The 20779-nt window shown below is 61.5% G+C and carries 34 protein-coding genes and 1 tRNA gene; 7 read left to right on the top strand and 28 right to left on the bottom strand.

The annotated features are described in order from the left end of the window. From V5N12_RS13920 to V5N12_RS13805, 24 genes are read right to left on the bottom strand one after another with little or no spacing between them, the layout of a single operon-like run. Positions 1–501, bottom strand: coding sequence for an uL15m family ribosomal protein (locus V5N12_RS13920; RefSeq protein ID WP_332899771.1), 501 nt, complete (start codon positions 499–501; stop codon positions 1–3). A 2-nt stretch (positions 502–503) separates the two neighbouring features. After that, positions 504–968, bottom strand: coding sequence for a 50S ribosomal protein L30 (locus tag V5N12_RS13915; protein ID WP_332899770.1), 465 nt, complete (start codon positions 966–968; stop codon positions 504–506). Beyond that, positions 968–1609, bottom strand: a complete 642-nt coding sequence (locus tag V5N12_RS13910) for a 30S ribosomal protein S5 (RefSeq protein WP_332899769.1) — start codon at positions 1607–1609, stop codon at positions 968–970. Before V5N12_RS13910 ends, V5N12_RS13915 begins: the two co-directional genes overlap by 1 nt. After that, complete coding sequence (locus V5N12_RS13905; protein WP_332899768.1) at positions 1606–2160, bottom strand: 50S ribosomal protein L18; 555 nt, start codon at positions 2158–2160, stop codon at positions 1606–1608. The genes V5N12_RS13910 and V5N12_RS13905 overlap by 4 nt, the downstream gene beginning before the upstream one ends. Next, entirely contained in the window at positions 2160–2609 is a 450-nt protein-coding gene (locus tag V5N12_RS13900; RefSeq protein WP_332899767.1) for a 50S ribosomal protein L19e, read from the bottom strand. Before V5N12_RS13900 ends, V5N12_RS13905 begins: the two co-directional genes overlap by 1 nt. Beyond that, entirely contained in the window at positions 2606–3319 is a 714-nt protein-coding gene (locus V5N12_RS13895; protein ID WP_332899766.1) for a 50S ribosomal protein L32e, read from the bottom strand. Before V5N12_RS13895 ends, V5N12_RS13900 begins: the two co-directional genes overlap by 4 nt. Continuing rightward, complete coding sequence (locus tag V5N12_RS13890) at positions 3319–3855, bottom strand: 50S ribosomal protein L6 (protein WP_332899765.1); 537 nt, start codon at positions 3853–3855, stop codon at positions 3319–3321. Before V5N12_RS13890 ends, V5N12_RS13895 begins: the two co-directional genes overlap by 1 nt. 3 nt (positions 3856–3858) lie before the next feature. Beyond that, positions 3859–4251, bottom strand: coding sequence for a 30S ribosomal protein S8 (locus V5N12_RS13885; RefSeq protein WP_332899764.1), 393 nt, complete (start codon positions 4249–4251; stop codon positions 3859–3861). 1 nt (position 4252) lies between these two features. Beyond that, the gene (locus V5N12_RS13880) at positions 4253–4417 is read right to left on the bottom strand and encodes a 30S ribosomal protein S14 (RefSeq protein ID WP_332899763.1); all 165 of its coding nucleotides are present in this window, start codon (positions 4415–4417) and stop codon (positions 4253–4255) included. Further along, on the bottom strand, positions 4414–4932 hold the full coding sequence (locus V5N12_RS13875; protein ID WP_332899762.1) for a 50S ribosomal protein L5: 519 nt from the start codon (positions 4930–4932) through the stop codon (positions 4414–4416). The genes V5N12_RS13880 and V5N12_RS13875 overlap by 4 nt, the downstream gene beginning before the upstream one ends. Beyond that, positions 4929–5630, bottom strand: a complete 702-nt coding sequence (locus tag V5N12_RS13870) for a 30S ribosomal protein S4e (protein ID WP_332899761.1) — start codon at positions 5628–5630, stop codon at positions 4929–4931. Before V5N12_RS13870 ends, V5N12_RS13875 begins: the two co-directional genes overlap by 4 nt. Continuing rightward, on the bottom strand, positions 5623–5979 hold the full coding sequence (gene rplX, locus V5N12_RS13865; RefSeq protein ID WP_332899760.1) for a 50S ribosomal protein L24: 357 nt from the start codon (positions 5977–5979) through the stop codon (positions 5623–5625). Before rplX ends, V5N12_RS13870 begins: the two co-directional genes overlap by 8 nt. Next, positions 5976–6374, bottom strand: a complete 399-nt coding sequence (locus V5N12_RS13860; RefSeq protein ID WP_332899759.1) for a 50S ribosomal protein L14 — start codon at positions 6372–6374, stop codon at positions 5976–5978. Before V5N12_RS13860 ends, rplX begins: the two co-directional genes overlap by 4 nt. Beyond that, entirely contained in the window at positions 6374–6700 is a 327-nt protein-coding gene (locus tag V5N12_RS13855; protein WP_332899758.1) for a 30S ribosomal protein S17, read from the bottom strand. The genes V5N12_RS13860 and V5N12_RS13855 overlap by 1 nt, the downstream gene beginning before the upstream one ends. Further along, complete coding sequence (locus V5N12_RS13850; RefSeq protein ID WP_332899757.1) at positions 6691–7032, bottom strand: ribonuclease P protein component 1; 342 nt, start codon at positions 7030–7032, stop codon at positions 6691–6693. Before V5N12_RS13850 ends, V5N12_RS13855 begins: the two co-directional genes overlap by 10 nt. 3 nt (positions 7033–7035) lie before the next feature. Then, positions 7036–7248: a 50S ribosomal protein L29 gene (gene rpmC, locus V5N12_RS13845; protein ID WP_332899756.1), complete on the bottom strand. Its 213-nt coding sequence runs from the start codon at positions 7246–7248 to the stop codon at positions 7036–7038. After that, positions 7248–8156 carry a 30S ribosomal protein S3 gene (locus V5N12_RS13840; RefSeq protein WP_332899755.1) on the bottom strand — a complete coding sequence of 303 codons (909 nt, stop codon included), beginning with the start codon at positions 8154–8156 and terminating at the stop codon, positions 7248–7250. Before V5N12_RS13840 ends, rpmC begins: the two co-directional genes overlap by 1 nt. Continuing rightward, positions 8156–8617: a 50S ribosomal protein L22 gene (locus V5N12_RS13835; protein WP_332899754.1), complete on the bottom strand. Its 462-nt coding sequence runs from the start codon at positions 8615–8617 to the stop codon at positions 8156–8158. The genes V5N12_RS13840 and V5N12_RS13835 overlap by 1 nt, the downstream gene beginning before the upstream one ends. Positions 8618–8620: 3 nt before the next feature. After that, on the bottom strand, positions 8621–9043 hold the full coding sequence (locus V5N12_RS13830; protein WP_332899753.1) for a 30S ribosomal protein S19: 423 nt from the start codon (positions 9041–9043) through the stop codon (positions 8621–8623). Further along, entirely contained in the window at positions 9040–9765 is a 726-nt protein-coding gene (locus V5N12_RS13825) for a 50S ribosomal protein L2 (RefSeq protein ID WP_332899752.1), read from the bottom strand. Before V5N12_RS13825 ends, V5N12_RS13830 begins: the two co-directional genes overlap by 4 nt. 2 nt (positions 9766–9767) lie before the next feature. Then, the gene (locus V5N12_RS13820) at positions 9768–10019 is read right to left on the bottom strand and encodes a 50S ribosomal protein L23 (RefSeq protein WP_332899751.1); all 252 of its coding nucleotides are present in this window, start codon (positions 10017–10019) and stop codon (positions 9768–9770) included. Beyond that, positions 10016–10759 carry a 50S ribosomal protein L4 gene (rpl4p, locus tag V5N12_RS13815; protein WP_332899750.1) on the bottom strand — a complete coding sequence of 248 codons (744 nt, stop codon included), beginning with the start codon at positions 10757–10759 and terminating at the stop codon, positions 10016–10018. The genes V5N12_RS13820 and rpl4p overlap by 4 nt, the downstream gene beginning before the upstream one ends. Continuing rightward, complete coding sequence (locus tag V5N12_RS13810) at positions 10759–11772, bottom strand: 50S ribosomal protein L3 (protein WP_332899749.1); 1014 nt, start codon at positions 11770–11772, stop codon at positions 10759–10761. The genes rpl4p and V5N12_RS13810 overlap by 1 nt, the downstream gene beginning before the upstream one ends. A 4-nt stretch (positions 11773–11776) precedes the next feature. Further along, complete coding sequence (locus V5N12_RS13805) at positions 11777–12661, bottom strand: RNA methyltransferase (RefSeq protein WP_332899748.1); 885 nt, start codon at positions 12659–12661, stop codon at positions 11777–11779. A gap of 228 nt (positions 12662–12889) precedes the next feature. On the opposite strand from V5N12_RS13805, the gene V5N12_RS13800 reads away from it, so the two are divergent. Next, positions 12890–12960 (top strand) — tRNA-Gly (locus V5N12_RS13800). A gap of 391 nt (positions 12961–13351) precedes the next feature. Here the strand turns inward: V5N12_RS13800 and V5N12_RS13795 are convergent. The 3 genes from V5N12_RS13795 to V5N12_RS13785 all read right to left on the bottom strand — a co-directional run bounded on the left by V5N12_RS13795 (position 13352) and on the right by V5N12_RS13785 (position 15672). Next, a complete protein-coding gene (locus tag V5N12_RS13795) occupies positions 13352–13564 on the bottom strand; it encodes a hypothetical protein (RefSeq protein WP_332899747.1) in 213 nt (70 codons plus the stop codon). A gap of 116 nt (positions 13565–13680) precedes the next feature. Next, a complete protein-coding gene (locus V5N12_RS13790) occupies positions 13681–14568 on the bottom strand; it encodes a mechanosensitive ion channel family protein (protein WP_332899746.1) in 888 nt (295 codons plus the stop codon). 60 nt (positions 14569–14628) lie between these two features. Next, a complete protein-coding gene (locus tag V5N12_RS13785) occupies positions 14629–15672 on the bottom strand; it encodes a YihY/virulence factor BrkB family protein (RefSeq protein WP_332899745.1) in 1044 nt (347 codons plus the stop codon). Positions 15673–15750: 78 nt separating this feature from the next. Between V5N12_RS13785 and V5N12_RS13780 the strand changes: the two genes are divergently transcribed. The 6 genes from V5N12_RS13780 to V5N12_RS13755 are packed head-to-tail and all read left to right on the top strand — an operon-like array spanning position 15751 to position 19117. Next, positions 15751–16062, top strand: a complete 312-nt coding sequence (locus V5N12_RS13780) for an MTH1187 family thiamine-binding protein (RefSeq protein WP_332899744.1) — start codon at positions 15751–15753, stop codon at positions 16060–16062. A 46-nt stretch (positions 16063–16108) separates the two neighbouring features. Further along, positions 16109–17041, top strand: coding sequence for a methenyltetrahydromethanopterin cyclohydrolase (mch, locus tag V5N12_RS13775; protein ID WP_332899743.1), 933 nt, complete (start codon positions 16109–16111; stop codon positions 17039–17041). Continuing rightward, positions 17038–17523 (top strand): hypothetical protein, encoded by a 486-nt coding sequence (locus V5N12_RS13770; protein ID WP_332899742.1) that lies wholly within the window; start codon positions 17038–17040, stop codon positions 17521–17523. The genes mch and V5N12_RS13770 overlap by 4 nt, the downstream gene beginning before the upstream one ends. A gap of 33 nt (positions 17524–17556) precedes the next feature. Further along, positions 17557–18231: an HAD family hydrolase gene (locus V5N12_RS13765; protein ID WP_332899741.1), complete on the top strand. Its 675-nt coding sequence runs from the start codon at positions 17557–17559 to the stop codon at positions 18229–18231. 1 nt (position 18232) lies between these two features. Continuing rightward, positions 18233–18646, top strand: coding sequence for a GNAT family N-acetyltransferase (locus V5N12_RS13760; RefSeq protein WP_332899740.1), 414 nt, complete (start codon positions 18233–18235; stop codon positions 18644–18646). 39 nt (positions 18647–18685) lie between these two features. After that, a complete protein-coding gene (locus V5N12_RS13755) occupies positions 18686–19117 on the top strand; it encodes a DUF488 family protein, N3 subclade (RefSeq protein WP_332899739.1) in 432 nt (143 codons plus the stop codon). Here the strand turns inward: V5N12_RS13755 and V5N12_RS13750 are convergent, their stop codons facing one another. Continuing rightward, on the bottom strand, positions 19118–20713 hold the full coding sequence (locus V5N12_RS13750) for a GTPBP1 family GTP-binding protein (protein WP_332899738.1): 1596 nt from the start codon (positions 20711–20713) through the stop codon (positions 19118–19120). It lies immediately after the preceding gene. Positions 20714–20779: the final 66 nt, after the last annotated feature.

The following is a 20779-nucleotide window of genomic DNA, read 5'->3' as shown; positions in this document are numbered from 1 at the left end:
CTACTCCGCGTCCTCGTCTTCGTCTTCGTCGTCTGCTTCGAGTTCAGCCTGGCGCTCTTGGCCGCGCTCACTGAGGATGGCGTCGCCGCCTTCGCCCTCGATGAGCTCGCGTGCGCTCTCGCTGAAGTCGTCAGCCGTTACGACGAGCTGGTTACGAATCTGGCTTCCACCGAGCACCTTCACGACATCGACGTCGTGACCGTCTTCGACGATGTCGCGGGCGTCCAGCTTGAAGCCGTGGTCGGTCTCTTCTGCGAGACCGTCTGCGGCGTAGAGCACCGCGTTCTCGTCTAACGTCTGGACGTCCACAGTGCGGACGTCTTCGCGGAGTGACGGCGGCCGGGTGAACCCGTGTTTACCAAGCGGTTCGTAGTTGTGGAACTCGTGTTTTGCGCGACCGGCGCGACCGCGGCCACCACGGTTTCCGGCACCACGCCGGTTCTTGTGGGTACCGCCGCTGTGGGTGCGCGAGCCACGCTGGCGTCGTTTCTTACTGGTCATGGTTATCGCATCGCCTCGAGGAGCTGGTCGATCTCCTCTGTCGTGTGCTTACCGAGTTCGCCACCCTCTTTAGTGACGTGCTTGATGCCGTTGTGTCCCTTGCGTGGGGGGTGCAGGCGAAGCACGGGAGAGAGGCCTTGCTCGCGGAGGTTCGTCTCTTCTGCAAAGAGCGCGTCTGCGAGGCTCTCGATGTCGTCGTAGTCGGTGTTTGCTGCCACCCACTCGTCGTCGACCGTCGCGTCGCCTTCGAGCGGCTCTGCGCGCGTCCGAAGGAGCGTGACGACGACGTCCTTGCTTGGCTCACCGTGGGCAACGTAGTCGTTGACCTTGGTGATCATGCCACGGTAGGCCTCCGTCTCGGGGACGAAGGTCGCGTGGTTGACTTTGTGGATGTTGAGCATGGAGAGCGTGTCGCGGATGCCCTGTTTCATGTTCACTTCACCGCGAATCTGGACGAGTGCTCGCATTATTCGATCACCTCACGCTGCTCGCGGGCGTGCTGGGGCACGCGGGCCTCAGCCGTGTTGCGAAGCGCGTTGAAGGTTGCTTTTGCGAAGTTGACGGTCGTGCGGGTGTTCCCCGACGAGCGCGTCCAGATGTCTTCGATACCGGCGAGTTCGAGCACCGAACGGACGGTCTCCCCGCCCGCGAGTCCAAGCCCACGTGGTGCGGGCTGGAGTTCGACCTCAACGCTGCCTGCCTTACCGGACGTGCGGAGTGCGACGGTGTGGGGTCGCCCACAGCCACATTCCCACGACCCGCAGCCACGCGAGACGTCGATGATGTTCAGTTTTGCGCGCTCGATTGCCTTCTGGATGGAGCCACCGACCTGGTCGTCCCGGCCCTGGGCGTAGCCAACGTAACCATCGCGGTTACCAATGGCGACGACCGAGCGGAACTTGACACGGCGGCCGGAGTCAGTCATGCGTTGGACCATGTTGATGTCCAGCACGTCGTCTTCGAGCCCCGGGAGGAGCTGGTCGACGATCTGGGGCTCCTTAAGCGGGAGACCCGAGCGGAGGGCATCTTCCATCGTGGTGATGTCGCCCTCTGCGACTTTCCGACCGAGACGGGTTCGTGGCTCCCAGCCGTTGTTGTTTCTGCTCATAGTTCGTTCTCCAGTCGTTCACGCACTTCGTCGAAGTGCTCGGGGAGTTCGGTCGCGTCGAACTCTCCGCTGTAGAGTGGTTCGTCGAGCGATTCTGCGTACTCGGCAATGTGTTCGCCGCGGGTGCGAGACCAGTCAGCGAGGACGCTCTCGTTGTGCGGGATGTCGAGTCCTGCATCGATTGCGCCTTCCTGAACTGCGAACACTTTGTTGCCGGGGGTTGCCGTGTTAAGGCCGATGTCAAGCACTGCCTCTTCGAGGCCTGCTGCGAGCGCACGCTTGCCAGCGAGATAGCCGGTCAGGTACGCTGCAGGCAGGTTACCAGTCGGGGCCTCCCAGCCGAAATCGGCGAGGTCGGCAGACGTTGCACTCGCAAGTGTCACGTCGCCTTCGTCTCCAGCCGTGATCAGCTGCGCCCTGATGTGCTGGTTGCTCTTTCGAGCGACCAGACGAGGCTTGCCGGATTTCAACAGGCGCAACCTCTGATGGTAGTCCGTTCTGACCTCGCGGCGGCGCCGCATCGGAACCTTGTATCGTGGTCCGTTAGCCATTATTCGTCACCGTACTGTTGTTCGATGTAGTTGAGCAGGTACTGGACACTGCGGAACTCGCCACCGCTTGCCTTGTTGTAAAGCGAGCGGTACTGGGTGCGGTTGAGTTCACCCTCGTCGCGGAGTTCTTTGAGCTTCTTTCGCTGTGCGCGAATGCGGCTCGTCCAGTCTGCTTTCTTGTTCTGCCGTGCGCCAGCCTTCCCTTTGCGGGAACCGGGGCCTTTGCGGTGTCCGTAGGCGCGCTTCTTGTTGCGCTCACGGGCACGACCGCGGGAGTTCCCGCGCTTGTCCTTTGCCGTGATGGAGCCGTCCGCAACGAGTTCGCGGATGTCCTCGCGCGTGATTGCTTCTGCAATCTCGGCTGAGGCCTCTGGGTCCATCCAAACTTTGTTCTTCCCGACGTCTAAGACGTCGGCTGCGAGACGGCGCTGGGCTTTCAGGTCGCTCATTCTTCTGTCACCTCAACTTCGACGTAGGTTGGGTTGAGCACGCGGACGCCCATCTCCTCTGCCTCCTCTTCGATGCGTTCGCGTTTGCGAGCACCGACGGAGCCAGCGATACGGGCTGCCTGCGTGTCACCGTCGAGACCATCGAGGTCATCGACGTTGAAGACGCGCACTTCTTCGAAGCCGCTTGGGTGCCGCCCACGAATCGATTTCGGGGTGCGGTAGCCTGCCTCGACCATCGGGCCCTTGCCCTTGATGCCGCGGCGCTGCTTCGAGAGCCCACCGCGTGGCTTGCGCCACGAGGTCGGCGTGCGTTTTTTCTTGTGGTAGTCCTGGCGGTTGAACTGCGGTTTGCCCGCGCGGGAACGCGCCTGAAGCAGGCGTGCTTCCTCGTCGTCGAGGTCGGGGGTCTTATCGACCAGGCCGCGTGGTTGCAGTTCGGTTTCGACGTCTTCTGCGGCTGCCTCCTCGGCTTCCGCGTCTTCGTCTTCGACTTCGGCTTCCGTCTCCTCTGAGACTTCGAGCCCGCCGACGTCCGCTTTGATACGGGCGGCGAGGGCGTTACCGATGCCATCAACCTCGGCGAGCTCAGACTGGGAGGCGCGCGCGACGGCTTCGACCGTATCGAAGCCTGCTTCGCGGAGTGCCTCTGCCTTTGCCTCGCCGACACCGCTGATGTCGGTCAGTTCTTGTGGTTGGTCTTCGTCTGCCATCAGGCGTCACCTCGCTGTGGTTTTTCGATGATGTAGACGCCGTCCTGGAACACCCGAGTGTCTTTGCCTTTGACGCGCGTGAGCTGTTCGATGTCCGCTGCGGTCTGGCCGACGTGTTCTTTGTCGGGACCGGAAAGCGTCAGCTCCTCGCCGTCAATCTGAACTTCCGTGTCGCCGTGAACGGTGGTCCGTCGCGGGGACTTCTCACCGAGGAAGTTCTGGATGACAACGTCGTCACCTTCGACGCGAACCTGCATTGGGAAGTGAGAGTAGAAGACTTCCATCTTGTACTCCCATCCTGCGGTCACGCCGTGGAACATGTTCTCGATGTGACTCGAGAACGTCCCGATGGTGGCGTTCATCTTGGCTTTCTCAACGTCACTCTCGACGACGACAACGTTGTCGTCAACGGAGACGGTGACGTTCGGGTACCAGAGTCGGCGCGTTACCGATCCTTCTGGGCCGCTTACTGTGAGGTCGAAGCGGTCGACTTCGGCCGTCACATCGTCTGGAATTTCGAGTTCTACTCGTGCCATGGTTCAGTACACGTACGCGATTATTTGGCCACCGATGCCCGCTTCGCGGGCCTCGTAGTGGCTCATGATCCCGTGGCTGGTAGTCACGACAAGCGTCCCGTAGTCACGGGCTGGGAGGAACCGTTTCTCCCATCGCTCGAAGTCGTCTGCACCCGCCGAGTAGCGGGGCTTGACCGAACCACATTCGTTGATCGCGCCTTTTAGTTCAACCTCGAATCGACCGGCTTTGCCGTCTTCGACGAACTCGAAGCCGTTGATGTACCCGCGGTCGTAGAAGACCTCAAGCACGCTGCCGATGATATTCGAGGCGGGCTCAACTGTCTGGGTCAGATGACCGACGCTCTCGGCGTTGTCGATGCCGGAGAGTGCGCTGCTGAGTGGGTCGTTATCTGCCATGTTACTTATATTTCTTGAAGCCCATGCTTCGGGCAATCTCACGGAAGCACTGCCGGCAGAGCCAGATGTCGTACTTGCCAACAAGGCCTTGTTTGCGACCGCATCGCTGGCACTGTTGGAGCTGGCCCGTTCGCTTCGTGGCGTGCTCGCCGAGTTCCTCGCTCATTTGTTCACCTCCACGTCATACGTCGATTCAAGGTACGCGATTGCGTCCTCGACCGTCAGCTTGTGGGCCGACGGAATCTGTCGGTTGACCTTGTCGCGCTTTGCGACACGGTAGCCGGGACGAACGAGGTTGACGGTCACGTCAAGCCCGTAAATCCCGATGTTCGGGTCGTACTCCTGGCTCGGGAATTCCGTGTGTTCCGGAACGCCGAAGCTGAAGTTGCCGTTGTCGTCGAACTGCTTCGGTTTGAGATCGACGAGCGTGAGTGCCGTCTCGAGGAACTCTGCGGCGTCCTCGTGGCGGAGCGTCACTTTGGCACCGATTGGGTCACCCTCGCGGATGCCGAAGTCCGGAACCGTGCGCTTTGCGAGCGTTCGAACGCTCTGCTGGCCGGTCACGCTTTCTAGGATGTCCTCTGCGTTGGCGAGCTCGCGCCCACCGCGGCCGACACCCATGTGGACGACGACTTTTTCGACGCGTGGCTGTCGCATTGCGTGGAAATCAGCCTCGCTCATTCGTCGTCACCTCCGGTGAAGTTCTCGTCGATAACGACGACGTAGTCTTCGATTGTTTCGAAGGAGCCGTCTTCTTGGTCGACGACGATACGGTTCGGCGCAGACGATGGGGAAATATGGATCTCCTCGATGGTTCCGATTTCGCCAGCGTGCTGGCCCTTGATTGCCGTCACGAGTGCACCCTCTTCGTAGACGAAGTGGGCGACGACTGCTGCGTCACTGTCCACGACGAGCGAGTCGCCGCGGGTGTAGCCGGGGTCCTCGTCGAAGAGGAGCGTCTGGCCGTTGTGAAGTGACAGCTGCGTCTTGCCACCCTGCACGTTGCGCTTGCCCGTGATTTTGCCGAGCTTCGAGCCGGCAGACTCCTCGGGAATCGCGGAGAGTGCGAGGCGACCTCCCTGGTCGGGGAAGACGCGGTAGTATTCGTCGCGCTCGGTGAACGACAGGATGTCGAACATACCGATTGGGCGACGCTCGTCGGTTACTTGCTTGCCATTGACCAGTACCGTTCCCTGGTTGAGCGCGTAGCGTGCTTCTTTCTTCGAATCGACGTAGCCGAGAACGTCGCGAAGGATGATGAGCAGCGGCACACCCTCTTCGCCGTGGGGGCCTGCGCCCGCTTTCACGGTGAAGGTGGCGGTCTTACGCTCGACCGGCCAGGATTTTGGCACTGAGAGTCGCTTCTGGTGATTACTCATTGTCTTCCTCCAGGCGCGCCTCGCGGACGTCGTCTTCCAGGTTCAGCTCGGTCACGCGGACGTTGCTGGTGTCGAGTGCACGGGGGACCTCTTCGCCGTCTGCCTTTTCGAGGGTTACGCCCTCGACGTAGATGACGGTCTTTTTGAGGTCAACTTCCATGACTTCGCCTTCAACGCCTGCGAAGTCGCCGCGCATAACCTCGACGGTGTCGCTCACGTTCACGCGGACGTTTCGCTTGCCGTATTGCTCGCGGAGGTCGTCCGAGAGCGTGGCACGAACCTGGCGCTGACGCTTGTGCAGCGGTGCGCGCTCGGTCTGGTTACGCTGTTTGGTTGGTTGTCGAGTCATACTATCATCGTAGCTGTGGAAGCGATGCTTCCGAAGCGTTCGGCGACCTCACGCCCGATTGGACCTTTAATCTCGGTCCCGCGTGGGTCTTCGTTCTCATCAACGATGACGGCGGCATTATCCTGGAACTTGACGCGCTGCCCGTCTGGGCGGCGAATCGGTTTCCGCTGGCGGATAATGACGGCCTCGAGGACCTGCCGGCGCATTTCCGGGGTCCCCTTCGTCACGGAGACGGTCACCTTGTCCGCGAGCCCCGCTTTGGGGTGGCGGTTGATGGTGCCCGAGTAGCCGGACACGCTGATGACTTTGAGTTCGCGTGCGCCGGTGTTGTCGGCACACGTGATAATCGAACCCTTCTCGAGTCCTTGCGTGATGTCTGCCTTGAGAGCTTTCATCAGGCATCGCCTCCTGTTGTTTCGACCACGACGTGTGCTTTCGTCTTCGAAAGCGGTCGTGTCTCTGCTATACGAACCGTGTCACCGACTTCCAGACCCAGGCACTCTGGTGCGTGGGCCGGGATGCGAGAGCGTCGTTTCATGTACCGGTCGTACTTTGGTACTTTCACGTCGTACTCTCGTTCGACGATCACGGTTTTCTCCATATCCGTCGAGGCGACTTTGCCTTCGAGCAGCTGTCCGCGTACGGCAAGCGAGCCGTGGAACGGGCAGTTCTCGTCGGCGCAAGTGGCCTCCGGTTCTGGTACGTTCAGTCCTAACGCCATTTGGAATCTCCTGTAGTTTCTGTGCGAAGAGCAGGGTGTGAGAGCAGTCGGTCCCCATCCACCGTAACGTAGGCCACATTCTCGCCGGCTGGTTTGAATGCAGTCCCGGCCTCCTTGCGGTCGGCCGCAGCTTCATCTATGGGTCCAAACTCGAGTGTCGAGGCCTGCTTTGGCACGTGCTTCGTCCGAGACCCCACGTCGATGCTGAGCATCTGGGTGGTTTCGCCCACCACACGCCCCGCTATCCCGACTACGTCGGGGTTTGGGGCAGCAGCGACCCGCACGTGCAGGCCGATGAGTTCGTGTCGTGGGAGTGTCTCGGGGGTCAGCATTCCTTATTCCTCGTCTGCGTCGCCTTCCTCCGCCTGAATCGTCTTGATTCGGGCGATGGTTCGGCGAAGTTCTGAAGTTCGACCGGGGTTTTCAGGCGCGCCACCGGCGGCCTGGATTGCGCGGTCGTTCAGTAGTTCGGTTTCGAGTTCTTCGAGTTCCGCCTCGCGCTCTGCGGGCGTCATGTCGCGAATCTCGTCCGTGTAGAGAATCGCCATTATTCCTCGTCCTCCTCTTCGTCATCGTCTTCCATCTCAGAGAGCAGTTCTTCTGCTTCCTCTTCGACGGCTTCGTCGAGTTCGTCGAGCTCTTCTTCGGCGTCCGCGTCCTCACCGTCTGGCGAGGTCGGGGCAGCGCCTTCTTCGGCTTCGACATTCTCTTCGACGATTTCTTCCTCGGCGACCTCGGCGGCCTCCGCAGGCGTCTCTGCTTCGTCTTCGAGTTCTGCTTGCTCGTCCTCCTCGGACTCTGCGAGCAGGTCTTCGACGCCGTCGTCGTCAGACTCGACTTCAGGTGCGTCTTCGACATCCACGTCGTCGTAGATTTTGAAGTCGTCTGGCAGTCGGGCCTCTGGTGGGATGATCTTCACCGTGACGCCAATCGTGCCGAGTTTCATGACGGCGACGCCCTGACCCTCGTCGACGATTGCTTCTGCGGGTTCACCGTTGTGCTTGATGTAGCCACGGTTGAACTTCTCCACGCGTGAGCGTGCGCCGGTGACCTTCCCGGAGAGGACGATTTCTGCGCCGAGTGCGCCTGCGTCCATGATGCGGTCGATGGTCGTGTGACCGGCTTTCCGGAAGTACCAACCACGTTCGAGCGCGTTGGCGAGGCGGTCTGCGACGATTTGGGCGTTCAGGTCTGGTTCTTCGACTTCCTGAACGTCGATCTGTGGGTCGTCTAAGTTGAAGCGGTCTTCGAGCTGGCGGGTGACCTTACGGATGTTCTTCCCGCCTTTCCCGATGACCATCCCGGGCTTCTCAGCCTTGAGGATGATCTGGGTGCCCATCGGCGTCTTGGCGACTTCCATGCCGCCGTAGCCTGCGCGAGCGAGCTCTTCGCCGAAGAACTCGTCGATGGCGGTACGCTGGAGACCGTCTTCGATGAATTGGTGTTCGTCTGCCATCAGTTTTCAACCTCCTCGACGATGATTTCGACGTCAACCTGTGGGGTGTTCCACGCGGTGGCGCGGCCCATGGCACGCGGTTTGCGGCCGGGCACTTCGCCAACCTTGTGGGCGGCGATGTGGATGATCTCCATCGTCTCGCCGTCGAAGCCCTGGTTGCCTGCGTTCGCGGAGACGTTTTCGAGCAGGTCGAGGAAGGCCTTCGAGGCCTTCTCTGGGTAGCGACCTGCGTCCCAACCGTCGATGTCCGACCGGTGGCCGACGCCCGAGTTGTGGGACTTAAACGGCACCGAGCGCTTGCCTTCGACGACCTCTTCGAGGTACTCGATGGCTGCGCCGACGGTCATGCCCTTGATTTCGCGGGCAATCTCCTTGCTGTGCTTGTGACTCATGTGACGCTCCCGAAGCATCGCTTTCGCCGTGGTGTCCGGGTCTGCGTCCACGCTGTAGCTGATTCCCATGGTTTACTTGAGGGGCACGAACTTCGAGGAACGGGTTGCCCCGATACCAGCCTGTCCGTGGGTAACCGACTTGCGCGTGAGCTGGAACTCGCCCAGATAGTGGCCGATCATTTCCGGCTCAATGCGCACGCGCTCGAACGACTGTCCCGTGTAGACCGAGAACGTCTTGTTGACGAACTCGGGGAGGACAGGCATGTTGCGCAGGTGCGTGCGAATCGGGTTGTTGGCCGACTCTTGCGCGTCTCGGTTAGCTGCCTTTTCCATGAGCTTCTCCTGCTCGATGGACAGGCCGCGTTTGATACTTCGCCGCATCCGTGCGGGGAGCAGTTCCGCAACTTCGTCGAGCTCCATGTCCTGCAGCTCTTCGAGCGTGTGACCGCGGTAGGTGAACTCACCCTCACGGCCGGTACGGTAGTCAGAACTCATTTGGAACCTCGCTTTCTGCCAGTGCGTTTGGACGCGATGTCACCGACCTTGCGGCCCGGTGGTGCGTTACGCGAGACGGACTTTGGCCGTCCTGGGTGCTGGCGGCCACCGCCACCGAATGGGTGGTCGACGGCGTTCATCGCAACACCACGGACGCGTGGCCACTTCGACCCGCGTGCCTTCATCTTGTGGTACTTCTTCCCGGCTTTGACGACCGGTTTCTCGGTGCGGCCACCACCAGCGACCACGCCAATCGTGGCGCGACACTGTGGGTCAAGCCGCTTGATTTCGCCACTTGGCAGTTTCACGACTGCGTTCTGGCGGTTGTGGGTGATGAGCAGCGCGCTCACACCAGAGGCGCGAGCGAACTTGCCACCGTCGCCGGGCTGGCGCTCTACGTTGCACACCGGAATCCCCTCAGGGACTTCGGCGAGCGGGAGCGTGTTGCCGGGCTTGATTTCGGCGGTGATGCCGACTTGAACGGTGTCGCCCACACCGACGCCTTCTGCGACGAGGATGAGACGCTGGTCACCGTCTTCGAATTCGACGGCGGCGACCGGCGCACTCCGTGCTGGGTCGTGCTCGATGTCGACGACCGTGCCGGAGATGACGTCTTTGTCCTCGGTTTTACGGTGAGAGAGCTCTGCTTTGTATCGGTGCGATGGTGCCCGGAACGTGGGCGTCCCGCGACCGCGACGTTGGCCAAGAATTCTGCGTCCCATGGTTAGAACACCCCAATTCGTGAGGCGACTTCTTGGGCGTCGTCGTCGTCAGACAGCGACACCGTCGCTTTCTTCGTGCCCTTCGGGGTCACCTGCGTGTTGACGGAGGTGACGGACACGTCGAAGCGCTCTGAAATCTCTGCTTTGATCTCGTCCTTGTTCGCGTCTAAGTCCACGATGAACTGGAGCTTGTTGTCGAAGTCCATGGCGTTCATCGCCTTCTCAGTCACGTACGGGTACTTGATGAGGCTCATCGGTTTGCGACCTCCTCGATGGCGCTTTCCGTCCAGATGGTGAGGCGACCGGCCTGCGTGCCGGGCGCTAAGTCCTCTGCGGACACGTTCGCCGCGGTTGCGACGTCTGCGCCTGCGAGATTGCGGGCGGCCTTCGACGGCTCGCCTGCGGTGACGAAGAGGATGGACGTTGGACGGCGGTACTTGCGACCGCGCATCTTCCCTTTGCCTGCGCGAACCTTGCGGTTCTCTGCGCGCTCGATGTCGGCGTCGACGCCGAGTGCCTCGAGCAGTGAGACGACTTCCTTCGTCTTGAGCAGGTCTTCGAACTCGTCAGAGACGACGAGCGGGAGCGCGACATCCTCGTCGAACTGGTGACCGCGCTCGGCCACGAGTTCTGCGTCAACCGTCGCGGCGATTGCGCTGCGGACGGCGAGTTGGCGCTCTTTGTCGTTGATGTTGAGCGAGCGGTCCTTTTCGGGTTTCGGTGGGTGCGCTGGGCGACCACCGACGGCCTGTGGAACGCGACGCCCGACGCCGTTCTGGCGTGGGACGTGAGCCATACCACGGCCACTACCCATCGATTCCGCGGGCGTTCGGAGCCCGGCGTATCGGTCGGAACCGTAGTCCTGTTTCCGGTTTGCCTGAGCGGCGAGGACAGCGCGCTTGATGAGGTCGGGACGGAACTCCGTCTCGAACACCTCAGGAAGGTCAAGCGAACCGGCCTCAGAGCCGTCCAGACTGCGAATTGTTGCCTTCATTATCCTTGGTTCGATGCGGTGGAGACGTAGCGCACCTCAGGGTCGAGGCGCGGTTGGTCGTTCGGTCGGACGGCTGGTCTAAAGCGCAGGAGGCGCTTGTCTGGGCCCGGAAGCGAGCCTTTGACGAGCGCGTACTGGCCGTTGACTTCGCCGTAGCCGACGAAGCCGCCATCGACGCTGGCATCGTCGCCATCGCCGAGGGCGATGAGACGCTTGTTCAGCTCGGTGCGCTGGTGGTAGCCCATCTGGCCTTGCTGTGGAACGGTCGAGCGAACGCGGCTCGGGTTCCATGGGCCGAGGTTACCAATGCGACGCCGCCATCCCTGGCGGGCGTGCTTGCCCTTGCGTTTCTGGACGCCCCAGCGCTTGACGGGCCCTTGGGTACCTTTCCCCTTGGTGATCCCGCCAACGTCGAGGTACTCACCGGCGCGGAAGACGTCGGACATCTCGTGGACGCCGCCTTCTGCGATGAGTTCGAGTCCGTACTCGGCGCGCTCTTCGATGGAACCGCCGCCGATGCGGGATTCCATCACGTCAGGGCGCTTTTTGGGGACGCCGTTGATGTCGGACGGAACGGTGTGCGTGATGACACGCAGGTCCGCGACGTTTCCGGCATCGAGGGCTTCCTGCAGCTCTTCTTTGGCGCTTTCATCTTGCTCGCCTGGGACGTCAAGGACACGGGAGAGTTCCGGGTGGAACTCATCGGTCCAGACCTCCGTCAGCGGACGCTTTCCATACGGCGTTTGTTCGTAGGCACGGAGCGCGACGGCGCGCATTGGCGGCGTTTCCACGATGGTGACGGGGACGGTTTCTTCCATCCCATTTCGAGGCGACTCTGCCTCGTCGTTAATCATCACCACGTGGGTCATGCCGGCCTTGTAGCCTGCGAAGCCTTGCAGTGCGGGCTGACCGTCGTCTGCTGGCCAGGAGCCGAACCGCGGGACTTCACTTGCCGCGCGTTTTCGCGGCCCGTAGCCCAGCGAACCTTTGCGTGGTCTGCTTGGTTGTGGCATCGTATCACTCTTTGAGTGTCAGGCAGGCAAGCACGGCGAACAGAGCTTCTTCCGTTCGCACGGTCTTACTGCCTTGATTCGGGATCGCATTGAGCCAAAGGTCGAACCGGCTGGGTGCGCCTGATTCGACACGCGGAGAGTCCGCGTCTGTGTCCCAGATCCCGCTCCGGTGAGCGGCGATCTCAGCTTCCTCAACGCCGAAGATTTCCACAAGCCCTCTATCGGGCGCTCCGAACACGATGGTCGCTCCATCGGTTTGGAGGCGTCCGGCCAGGACTCCGAGTCGCCCCACGGAGAGTTCTTCCCCGTGGCGCGAGGTTGCAATGCAGAGTCCGGCGTCCTCACGGCCGAGTGCTTCTGGGAGGTCCATGCGAGAGACGGCAAACCCGGGAGGGGTTTCGTCCACGATTTTCGCACGGACCGGACGTCGCGAAGAGATCCTGATGGTCACGCGCTCCCCCACATCGGGCGTCTCCAAAGATGGAGGCACGATGAGGGAGATCGGGTGTTGCAAGCCGCAATTGACCCGAACGCGCCCGTCAGGTCCGACCTCGGTCACGATTCCCTGTCTTATCGACTCCGAATCGTCTGATTCGGAGCCGGTCTGTGTCGCGGTGCGAAGCGGGGGGAGAATGCCCGCATACTGCAACTCGTCGCGCTTGCCCCACGCCTCCTTGCGGAGATAGGGGGGCGTCGCAGCGTACCGGAGTACGGTCTCGACGAAGTCGCCTCCCCATCGATTCTCCCCTGCTTCGTCGGGGAAGATGGTCACGCGGTCCACGTTGAACACGGTAGCCGCGCGGGCGACGTAGCCGATTTTTCGAGTTGCCTCGCGTTTGTCCTCGGCCTCTCTGACGAGAGACGAGGGGACGAGGATGCTGACAGTCATACTGTCCGCATTCGCGCCTCGACACTAGACTGTGGCGATTGTACCGTATCCGGTGTTAAAAAGCCCTCGCTTCGTCTGCGGGCGTGTGAGGGCCTGACACTCACGTTTCCGTGAGTTTTGGCACAGTTTGGTTCGCCCCGCCCTCACACGATTTTCGCCCCTGATTCGCAACTCTTTTATTCCATCCTCCACCTCTATTCGAATGCAGTCGAACGCCGAAACAGGCACGCGCTGATAGTGTAGTGGTATCACGTGACCTTGCCATGGTCACAACCTGGGTTCAAATCCCAGTCAGCGCACTTTTTCAAATTCAAATATTTCAGCGACGCGTTTTATCGCGTCGCTACAACTGAATTTGAGAGGCTCGTTATACTGGGATTTGAAGCACGGAACGAGTGAGCGAAGCGAACGAAGTTCAGGTGGTTCAAACGCAGGAGAGCCGGAGGCTCTCCAAGGCTCGCAATTCCGAAGGAATTGCTCACTCCCAGTCAGCGCACTTCTACCGAGAACAAATCCGTGAGCGACGCTTGCGTCGCTCACACGTCGTTCGAGGGTGTGTGCGGTACACTGGGATTTTGAACCCGACGAGTCGCAGCGCCGAGTGAAATGAGGCGACCGTCTCGGCTCGGTTCAAATCCCAGCTGGTCGTCTCCATTCCACTTCTCGCCGACGTTCGTGAAAGCACAGCTTTCACTCACTCCGCTCTTTCGCCCCATACTGCACCAGAAACACGATGACGCCGAGTATCCCGAAAAACCCGTACACAACTCCTCTCACTTTCGGGTTCGACAGTTCACGACGCGTCGACTCACTATAGACGTAGTAGCCCACGGTTGGCCAGAAGATGAGCAGATACAGGCCAATGCGGAGTACCGCGCCATTCCCCGCAGTGAGCCAGTCCATACTCCTCGTTGAACGTGTGGCACTAAGAAGTTATCCGGGTGACACTATTTCCACTCGCACGCGTGCGTGGCCGTCCGCGTGCGAAACTAATGTATCAAACGTGAAACCACCGGTCCTCAATCGTCGTCCGCTTCGAGTGCGACTTCCTGTGGCACGCCATCAACGGTGACGCCGCCGGTGAGTTGGCGGTACGGGTACGGCATGTCGATGCCTTCTGCGTCGAAGCGCTCTTTGACGGCTTGGACATATTCAGACCGCGTGCGTACGAAGTCGGCGCGGTTAGGGTCCTTTATCCAGAACCGTGACTGGAGGCCGACGGCGCTGTCGCCGAGTTCGGTGACGCGCACCGACGTGGGTGGGTCGTCCAGAATGTCTGCGTGTTTCTCTGCTTCTTCGACGATGATGTCCGTCGCCTGATTAATGTCGTCGTCGTAGCCGATGCCGAAGACGAACTTCTGGCGGAGCGTGTCGAAGGCGACGGGGTTGATGAGCGGGTTGTTCGCGAGGTCTGCGTTCGGGACGGTGATGAGCTGGTTGTCGAACGTCTTGACGCGAGTGACCCGGAGGTCGATGTCTTGGACGCGCCCGGCATAGCCGTCCCACTCGATCCAATCACCGATTTCGAACGGCTTGTCTTTGAGGATGAACAGCCCGGCGACGAAGTTGCTGAGCAGGTCTTGGGCGGCGAAGCCAAATGCGAGGGCCAGTGCGCCGCCGAGGGTTGCAAAGGCGGCAAGGAACGCACCGAACCCCGCGACGGTGAACGCAACCGCGAGCGCGAAAAAGAAGGTGAGTACGCCGACCACCTTCTCTGCGAGGTTTGCAATCGTTTCGTCGAACCCGCGCCTGTCCATGGCGCGGCTGGCGAGTGGCGCGAGGATGACGCGCCCGATGAGGTAAACGACGACGAAGGCAAGGATGAAGGCTGCAACCTTGCCAAGCAGGCCTGCGTACGCGGCGATAATTCCCTCTACGGTCGTTGGAACCCCTACCTGTAGTATCATTTCTGTATATCCGTCGGCAAGGACTAGGCAGATAAAATACTACTGGCTATCTGTCACGAATCACTCGTCTTCTCGTGGCGACCAGCGAATCTCGAAGCCGACGGTTCCGTCGCCGATATGGAGCGGTGACGTTGTCGTGTCCGCGTTCACGTTGAGCGGGCGTGGAAGGGTGATTTTCGTCCCGTCTGCGGTGACGATTAACTCGTCTATGTCCTCGCGTTTGAGGAGGGTTTCGAGTTCGGTGAGCCGTTCGGTCAGGTGGGTGCGGTCGATGTCTGTCTGTTTCTCGACGGGGCGCACGCCGCCGATGACGGGTTCGATGTTCACATCTTTGCTCCGATTCGAGAGGACGGCGTTGATGGCTGCGCCGACGAGGATGACGAGGCCGCTGAAGTAGAGCCACGTCAGGAGGATGATGATGCCGCCGATGACGCTGCTCTCGTTGCCGCTGGTGTAGAGGCGAAACAGCGACTCAAAAATGACGAGGCCCACGGCGGCGAACCCGACGCCGGGGAGCACTTCGCGCACCGACACGTCCGTATCGGGGAAGATGTAGTACATGGGGAAGAAGGCGAGTGAGAGGCCCACCACGAGGATGGCACGCTGGACAAGCCAGCGAACAGCGGGCGACCCGAACGCGGGAAGGCTCGTCTCGACCCAGCCACCCACGAGCAGCGCAACGGCCACTGCAACGAGCACGATGAGGCCGTCGCCGAGCGAGTCGAAGAACGTGTTCTCGGCTTCGGTTTCGTAGATGTCCGAAAAGGCCGTGTCGAGGCCGCGGAAGATGCGGAGCGTCCCCCAGATGAGTACGACAATACCGATTATGGACAGCCCCGCCGAACTCCCGCCGGTCTGGAGTTCGGTGATGAGAATATCACCCGCATCTTCGGTCAGGACGGCCTGCATCAGGCGGCTGAATCCTTCCTGTAAGGTTTGGTTTCCGACCGTCGAGATGACGGCGGTGACGAGCAAGAGGAGCGGCAACAGCGACACGAAAGCGTGGTAGGCAATCGAGCCTGCCATGAACGTGATGTTCTCCGTCCGAATCTCGTGGACGACGGCGCGGGCCACGGTGACCGGCCGGTCGAGGCGCGCGTTCATACACCTATCACGTCACCATCCCGGAAAAACACGATGGCGAGGACAACGGTTTTGCGGCTGGCGGGTGCGCTCTCTGCCATGACCGTCGTCGCACTCCTCAGCGTTGCACCTGTCCGCGAAGGCAGCATGGCAGGCGAAGTGGCAAAGGCCGTCGCCGCGCTCGATGACTTCGCCGTCGAATACGAAACGAACCCGATGGGAACCGTCATCGAAACCGACGACATCAACGAACTGTTCGCCGCGGTGCAAGCCGCCCACGAAGCCGTAGACGGCGACCGCGTGAGCACGTTCCTCAAAATCGACGACAAGCGGACGAAAACGCAGACCGCCCGCGAGAAGGTCGAGGCCGTCGAACGCGTCCTCGGCCACGAAGCGCGAAGCAACCGGTAGTCTCGAACTGAAAAACGGTTTATCCGGCGGCCTGCAATCCGTGGACATGGAGAGTCTCAACCGGATGACGCTCGAACTCGTCGATGAAGCGCTCGACTTCGCCGACGAACTCGCAATCGAGGCGTTCGCCCTGGACAACGAAGCGACCGTCCTCGACTTCGGCGTCGAAGCGCTCGGCGGCATCGAGGCCGGACTGTTGCTCGCAGAAATCCAAACAGCCGGGCTTGCCACCATCCAGACGCGCATGGATGAGGTCGCTGGCGCGCCGATGCCCCATGTCGAACTGTCCACCGACCACCCCGCCTTTGCCCTGCTGTGCTCGCAAAAAGCTGGCTGGGAACTCACTGTCGATGACTTCGAAGGCCTCGGCAGCGGCCCGGCACGCGCGCTCGTCGCAGAGGAGTCTGAGTTCGACCGCGTTGGCTACAAAGACGACTTCGACTTCGCCACCCTCGCCGTCGAATCGGAGAGTCTTCCCACCGAAGCCGTCGCAGAACACGTCGCAGAGCTCACCGACGTGTCGCCAAACGCCGTTTTCCTCCCCGCTTTTTCGACAGCAAGCATCACGGGAAGCGTCACCATCGCCGCCCGCGCCGCAGAACTCGCCGTCTTCCGACTCTCGGAACTCGGCTACGACCCACTCTCGGTGCTCTCGGTGAGCGCAAGCGCGCCCGTCGCGCCAGTCGCGGGAAGCGAGGAAGCCGCCATCGCCCGCACCAACGACGCGCTCGCCTACGGCGGCCGGGTACACCTCGTGGTCGAAGACGAATTCGACCGCTTCGACGAAGTCGTCTCGACGGCGACCGACGACTTCGGCACGCCGTTCGCCGAGATTTTCGAGTCGGTTGACTGGGAGTTCTACGATATTCCAGAAACGCTGTTCGCCCCGGCACAGGTCACCATCGACGTGGTCGGCGGGCCAACCCACGTGTTCGGTGACACCCACGAAGACCTACTCGCGGAGAGTTTCGAACTGTGAAGTTCAAAGTCGTCCCCACCCCGCCCGAGTCGCTCGAGTACATCGAGACAGCCCACCGCGCCGTCCCGCTCGTCGCCGGCTCTGTGGACGACTGCTGTGCGCGGATGATGGCGAAGGCGAACGTGCCTGCCCGCGACCAAGCCCGCGAGTGGCTCACCTTTCTGCAGGCGCTCGGCCTCGCAACCGAGGGCGACTCCGGCTTTTCGCGCATCCGGAAAGAGTACGATACCGCAGACCTCGCCGCCGCGTTCCGCGAACGCGTCTTCGGCGCGGACGACCTCCTCACCCTCCTCGAGGCCGCAGACGAACCGCTCACGTCAGCCGAGGTTTTCGAGCGCTTCGAGGACCACGTCCCGAACTGGGAGCGCCACCGCAACCCCGAGACGTGGGAGGACATCTGGACAGAGCGCGTCCATCGGCTGCTCGAGTGGGCGGTGCTGTTGAACCTCGTAGACCGAACTGGCGACGGCTACCGAGCCTGAGCCTTTTGTCCGTTGGGCGCGTTTGCTCGGATAATGACCGCTGTCGATACGATTCTTTTCGACATTGACGACACCCTCTGTACCTACCGCCGCCCCGCCACAGACATCCTCGATTACTCGTTCGAAGTCACCGGCGTCGAGCCGTTTTTCACCGTGCGCGACTACTTCGCGCGCTTTCACGAGTTCACCGATGCGGACACCATCGACGAACTGCGCGCGAACTGTTTCGCCGCGCTTGCAACCGACGGCGGCTACGACGCGTCCGTGGGCAGAACAGTCGCCGAGGCGTTCGCCGCAGAGCGCGACCACGGCGACGTAAAGTTCCTCCCCGGTGCGAAAGAGGCCTTGGCGGCACTTTCGGACCATCACCTCGGCATTGTGACCAACGGAAGCCCCGAGATGCAAGCGCCGAAACTCGACAGTCTCGGCATCCGCGACCACTTCGACGTGGTCGTCCACGCCGGCTACGACGGCCCGGCGAAACCCGCACCGGACCCCTTCCATCTCGCACTCGACGCACTCGATTCTGCGCCAGACCAAGCGGTGCACGTCGGCAACTCCCTCGAAGCAGACGTACCGGGGGCACAAGCCGCCGGTGTCGGCGCGGTGTGGGTGCCAGACCACACCGGCGCAACTCCGGACAAACACCAGCCAGACTACACCGTCGAGACACTTCACGACCTCCTCGACAAGCCGTGGTCGGCCTGAGATGACCGCGACGATATCTATTGAAAACCAGGTGCCGACCGCAGCCCTGTTTCTCGCCCTTCGTGAGGCTGCCGGAATGGCTCCGCGCTCGCGGGAGGCCGTCGAACAGGGTCTGCCGAATTCGGTGTTTGGCGTCCTTGCGGTTCACGACCAGACCGGTGATGTGGTTGGCATGGGTCGCATCGTCGGCGATGATGGCTCGGTCTACCACATCTGCGACATGGCCGTCCGCCCCGAGTTTCAAGGACAGGGTATCGGCACGCGCATCATGGACGCGCTCATGGACTACATCGAGGAGACGGCCCCGCCGCTCGCCTATGTGAATCTCATGGCCGACGTAGACGGCTTTTACGAGCGGTGGGGCTTCGCGCACACGGCCCCGGCGTCGAAGGGGATGTATCTGCGGACGGAATAAGCATCAAACCTTTCGCTTCACACCGTGAAAAGTCACCCCATGACATCCGAGGGAACGCTTTCCGATACGTACCTCGCCGCCATCCAACACGACCTCGTAGAGTTACCGGCGTCCACCACGCTCGTCGGCGTCGTCCGCAAGCCAACTCGGTGGTTCTCAGGTGCAGTCGATGAGAACGTCCCTGCCCTCGGCCCACCCACAGCCCTCCTCTCTGAAACCAAAACACGACAGGAGGACTTGAAGCTACAGGGGTTTTGTGACGAGGAAGCGCACAACGCCGCGTGGGAGGCGTGTGCGTTTGAGTCACGATACCGAGAGTACTTGACGACCGACGAGCCATCGGCTGCGATGCAGGAGCTGCGCTCCCGGCTTGAATCGGGTGAGAACATCGCGCTCGTCTGCTTCGAGAACACGGCAAAAAAGCGGTGTCACCGGACACTTCTTCGAGAGGAACTCGACGACAGTCAGTGACTATTCGACAACGTCGGTGACCGTGCCAACGCCCTTGCTTCGCCCCTCACGGAAGACGAATCGCTGACCGACTTCGACGTGGTAGGGGCGGAACTTGAAGCGGACGCGGGTGCGCCCGGTGTCGCCGGGGAGCAGTTGCCCCTCGTTCGGGGTGAATCGCACCGTTTCACTGATGGTCTCTAAGTGAATGACCGGTTCGTAGCCGTTGCCGATGCGAGTCGGGTGATTGAGAACCATCACGTCGGCTTCGAACTCGCGGACGGCGGTGGGTTCTGCGTCGCGGCGCACGAGCACCATCCCGCGCTGGATGTCACCTTCTTTGACGCCTTTGAGTGCGATGCCGACGATGCGCCCCGCCTTCGCGTGGTCGACGCGATGGTAGTGCATCTCGATAGAGCGCACCTCGACTTCGCGGAAGGTGCCGTCTTGCATCGGCCCGAGCAGGAGTTCGTCGCCCGCATCGACCGTTCCAGACCGGATGGTGCCCGAGGCGACGGGGCCGACCCCGACGACGTTGTACGAGCGGTCTACGTACATCGAGAAGTCGCCTTCACCGTAGGCGGTTTTCGGAAGGCGCTCGAAGAAGGTGTCGAGCACGTCGAGGCCCTCCATCGTGACCGAACTCGTCCGGAGGATGGGGATGACCCGCGGGCTAATCTCCTCGATTGCCGCATCGACGCCGTGGCGGGCAATCGAGAGCGGCGTCTTTCCGGCCAGCCGAAGCATGCGCTCTATTTCGTGTTCGACCGCCACGACGCGGTCTTCGGTGACGGCATCGATTTTTGTGATGGCGACGATGGTCGGCAGGTCCATCGCGAGCAACACGCCGAGGTGCTCTTTCGTCGTCTTGGTCGGGCCGTCGTCTGCGGCGACGACGAGCAGGCCATAGTCGAGTTTCTGGCCAACCAGCCCGCGAATCGTCGTCCGTAGCCACGGCTCGTGACCAACGGTATCGACGAACGAAACGAGGCGGTCTGCCTGCTCGACGATGTGGGCGCGCTCTTCTTTCCGGAAGGGGTTGTGCATGCGCAGTGGCCCCTCCTCGGTGAAGCCGTACACCCCATACGAAAGGTCAGCCGAGAGGCCGCGTTCGACCTCGTGGGGTTGCACGTCGAGATAGGTTCGCGTCCCGCCTTCGCCGTTGTCTGCCTGCCCGGTGACGAGCGAGCCAACGAGCGTGCTCTTGCCGTGGTCTACGTGGCCCGCGGTGCCCACCACGATGTGTTCGTCGTCGGTTTCGAGGACGCCACCCTCTCTGATGGTGGCGACGCCGACGATGCCGTCGTTTATGCCCCACGTCTGTACCGCTTCGATGTGGGCACTGGCTTCGTCTGCGAGAAATGAGAGGACGTCCATCGATTCCGCAAATGCGTCGGGTTCGAGGCCCGCCAGCCCGCCGTCGTCGGTGACACCAACGACGTACAGTGCCTCGCCGTCTCCGGAGAGAACGCGGTGGCGCAGTTGCGCCGCGAGGCTTTCGAGCCGGCCACCTGCCAGATGCAGGTCCTTGCTGAGCCGTTCTTTGAACTCGACGTTACCATCCTCTTGTTCGCCGCGTTGGAGCGCTTTCTCGAGGATAGCCCGGTCGGGGCTCATGGTTCTTCATAGTTCACCACCGAAGAAAAGTGTTGTCAGGTGTGTTATCAATTGACACGCAAACCG

Source organism: Haladaptatus sp. CMSO5, from assembly GCF_036689885.1.
Taxonomy (GTDB): domain Archaea; phylum Halobacteriota; class Halobacteria; order Halobacteriales; family Halococcaceae; genus QDMS2.
Note: the sequence above shows the minus strand (reverse complement) of the source record. Positions and strands in the feature narration are given on the sequence as shown.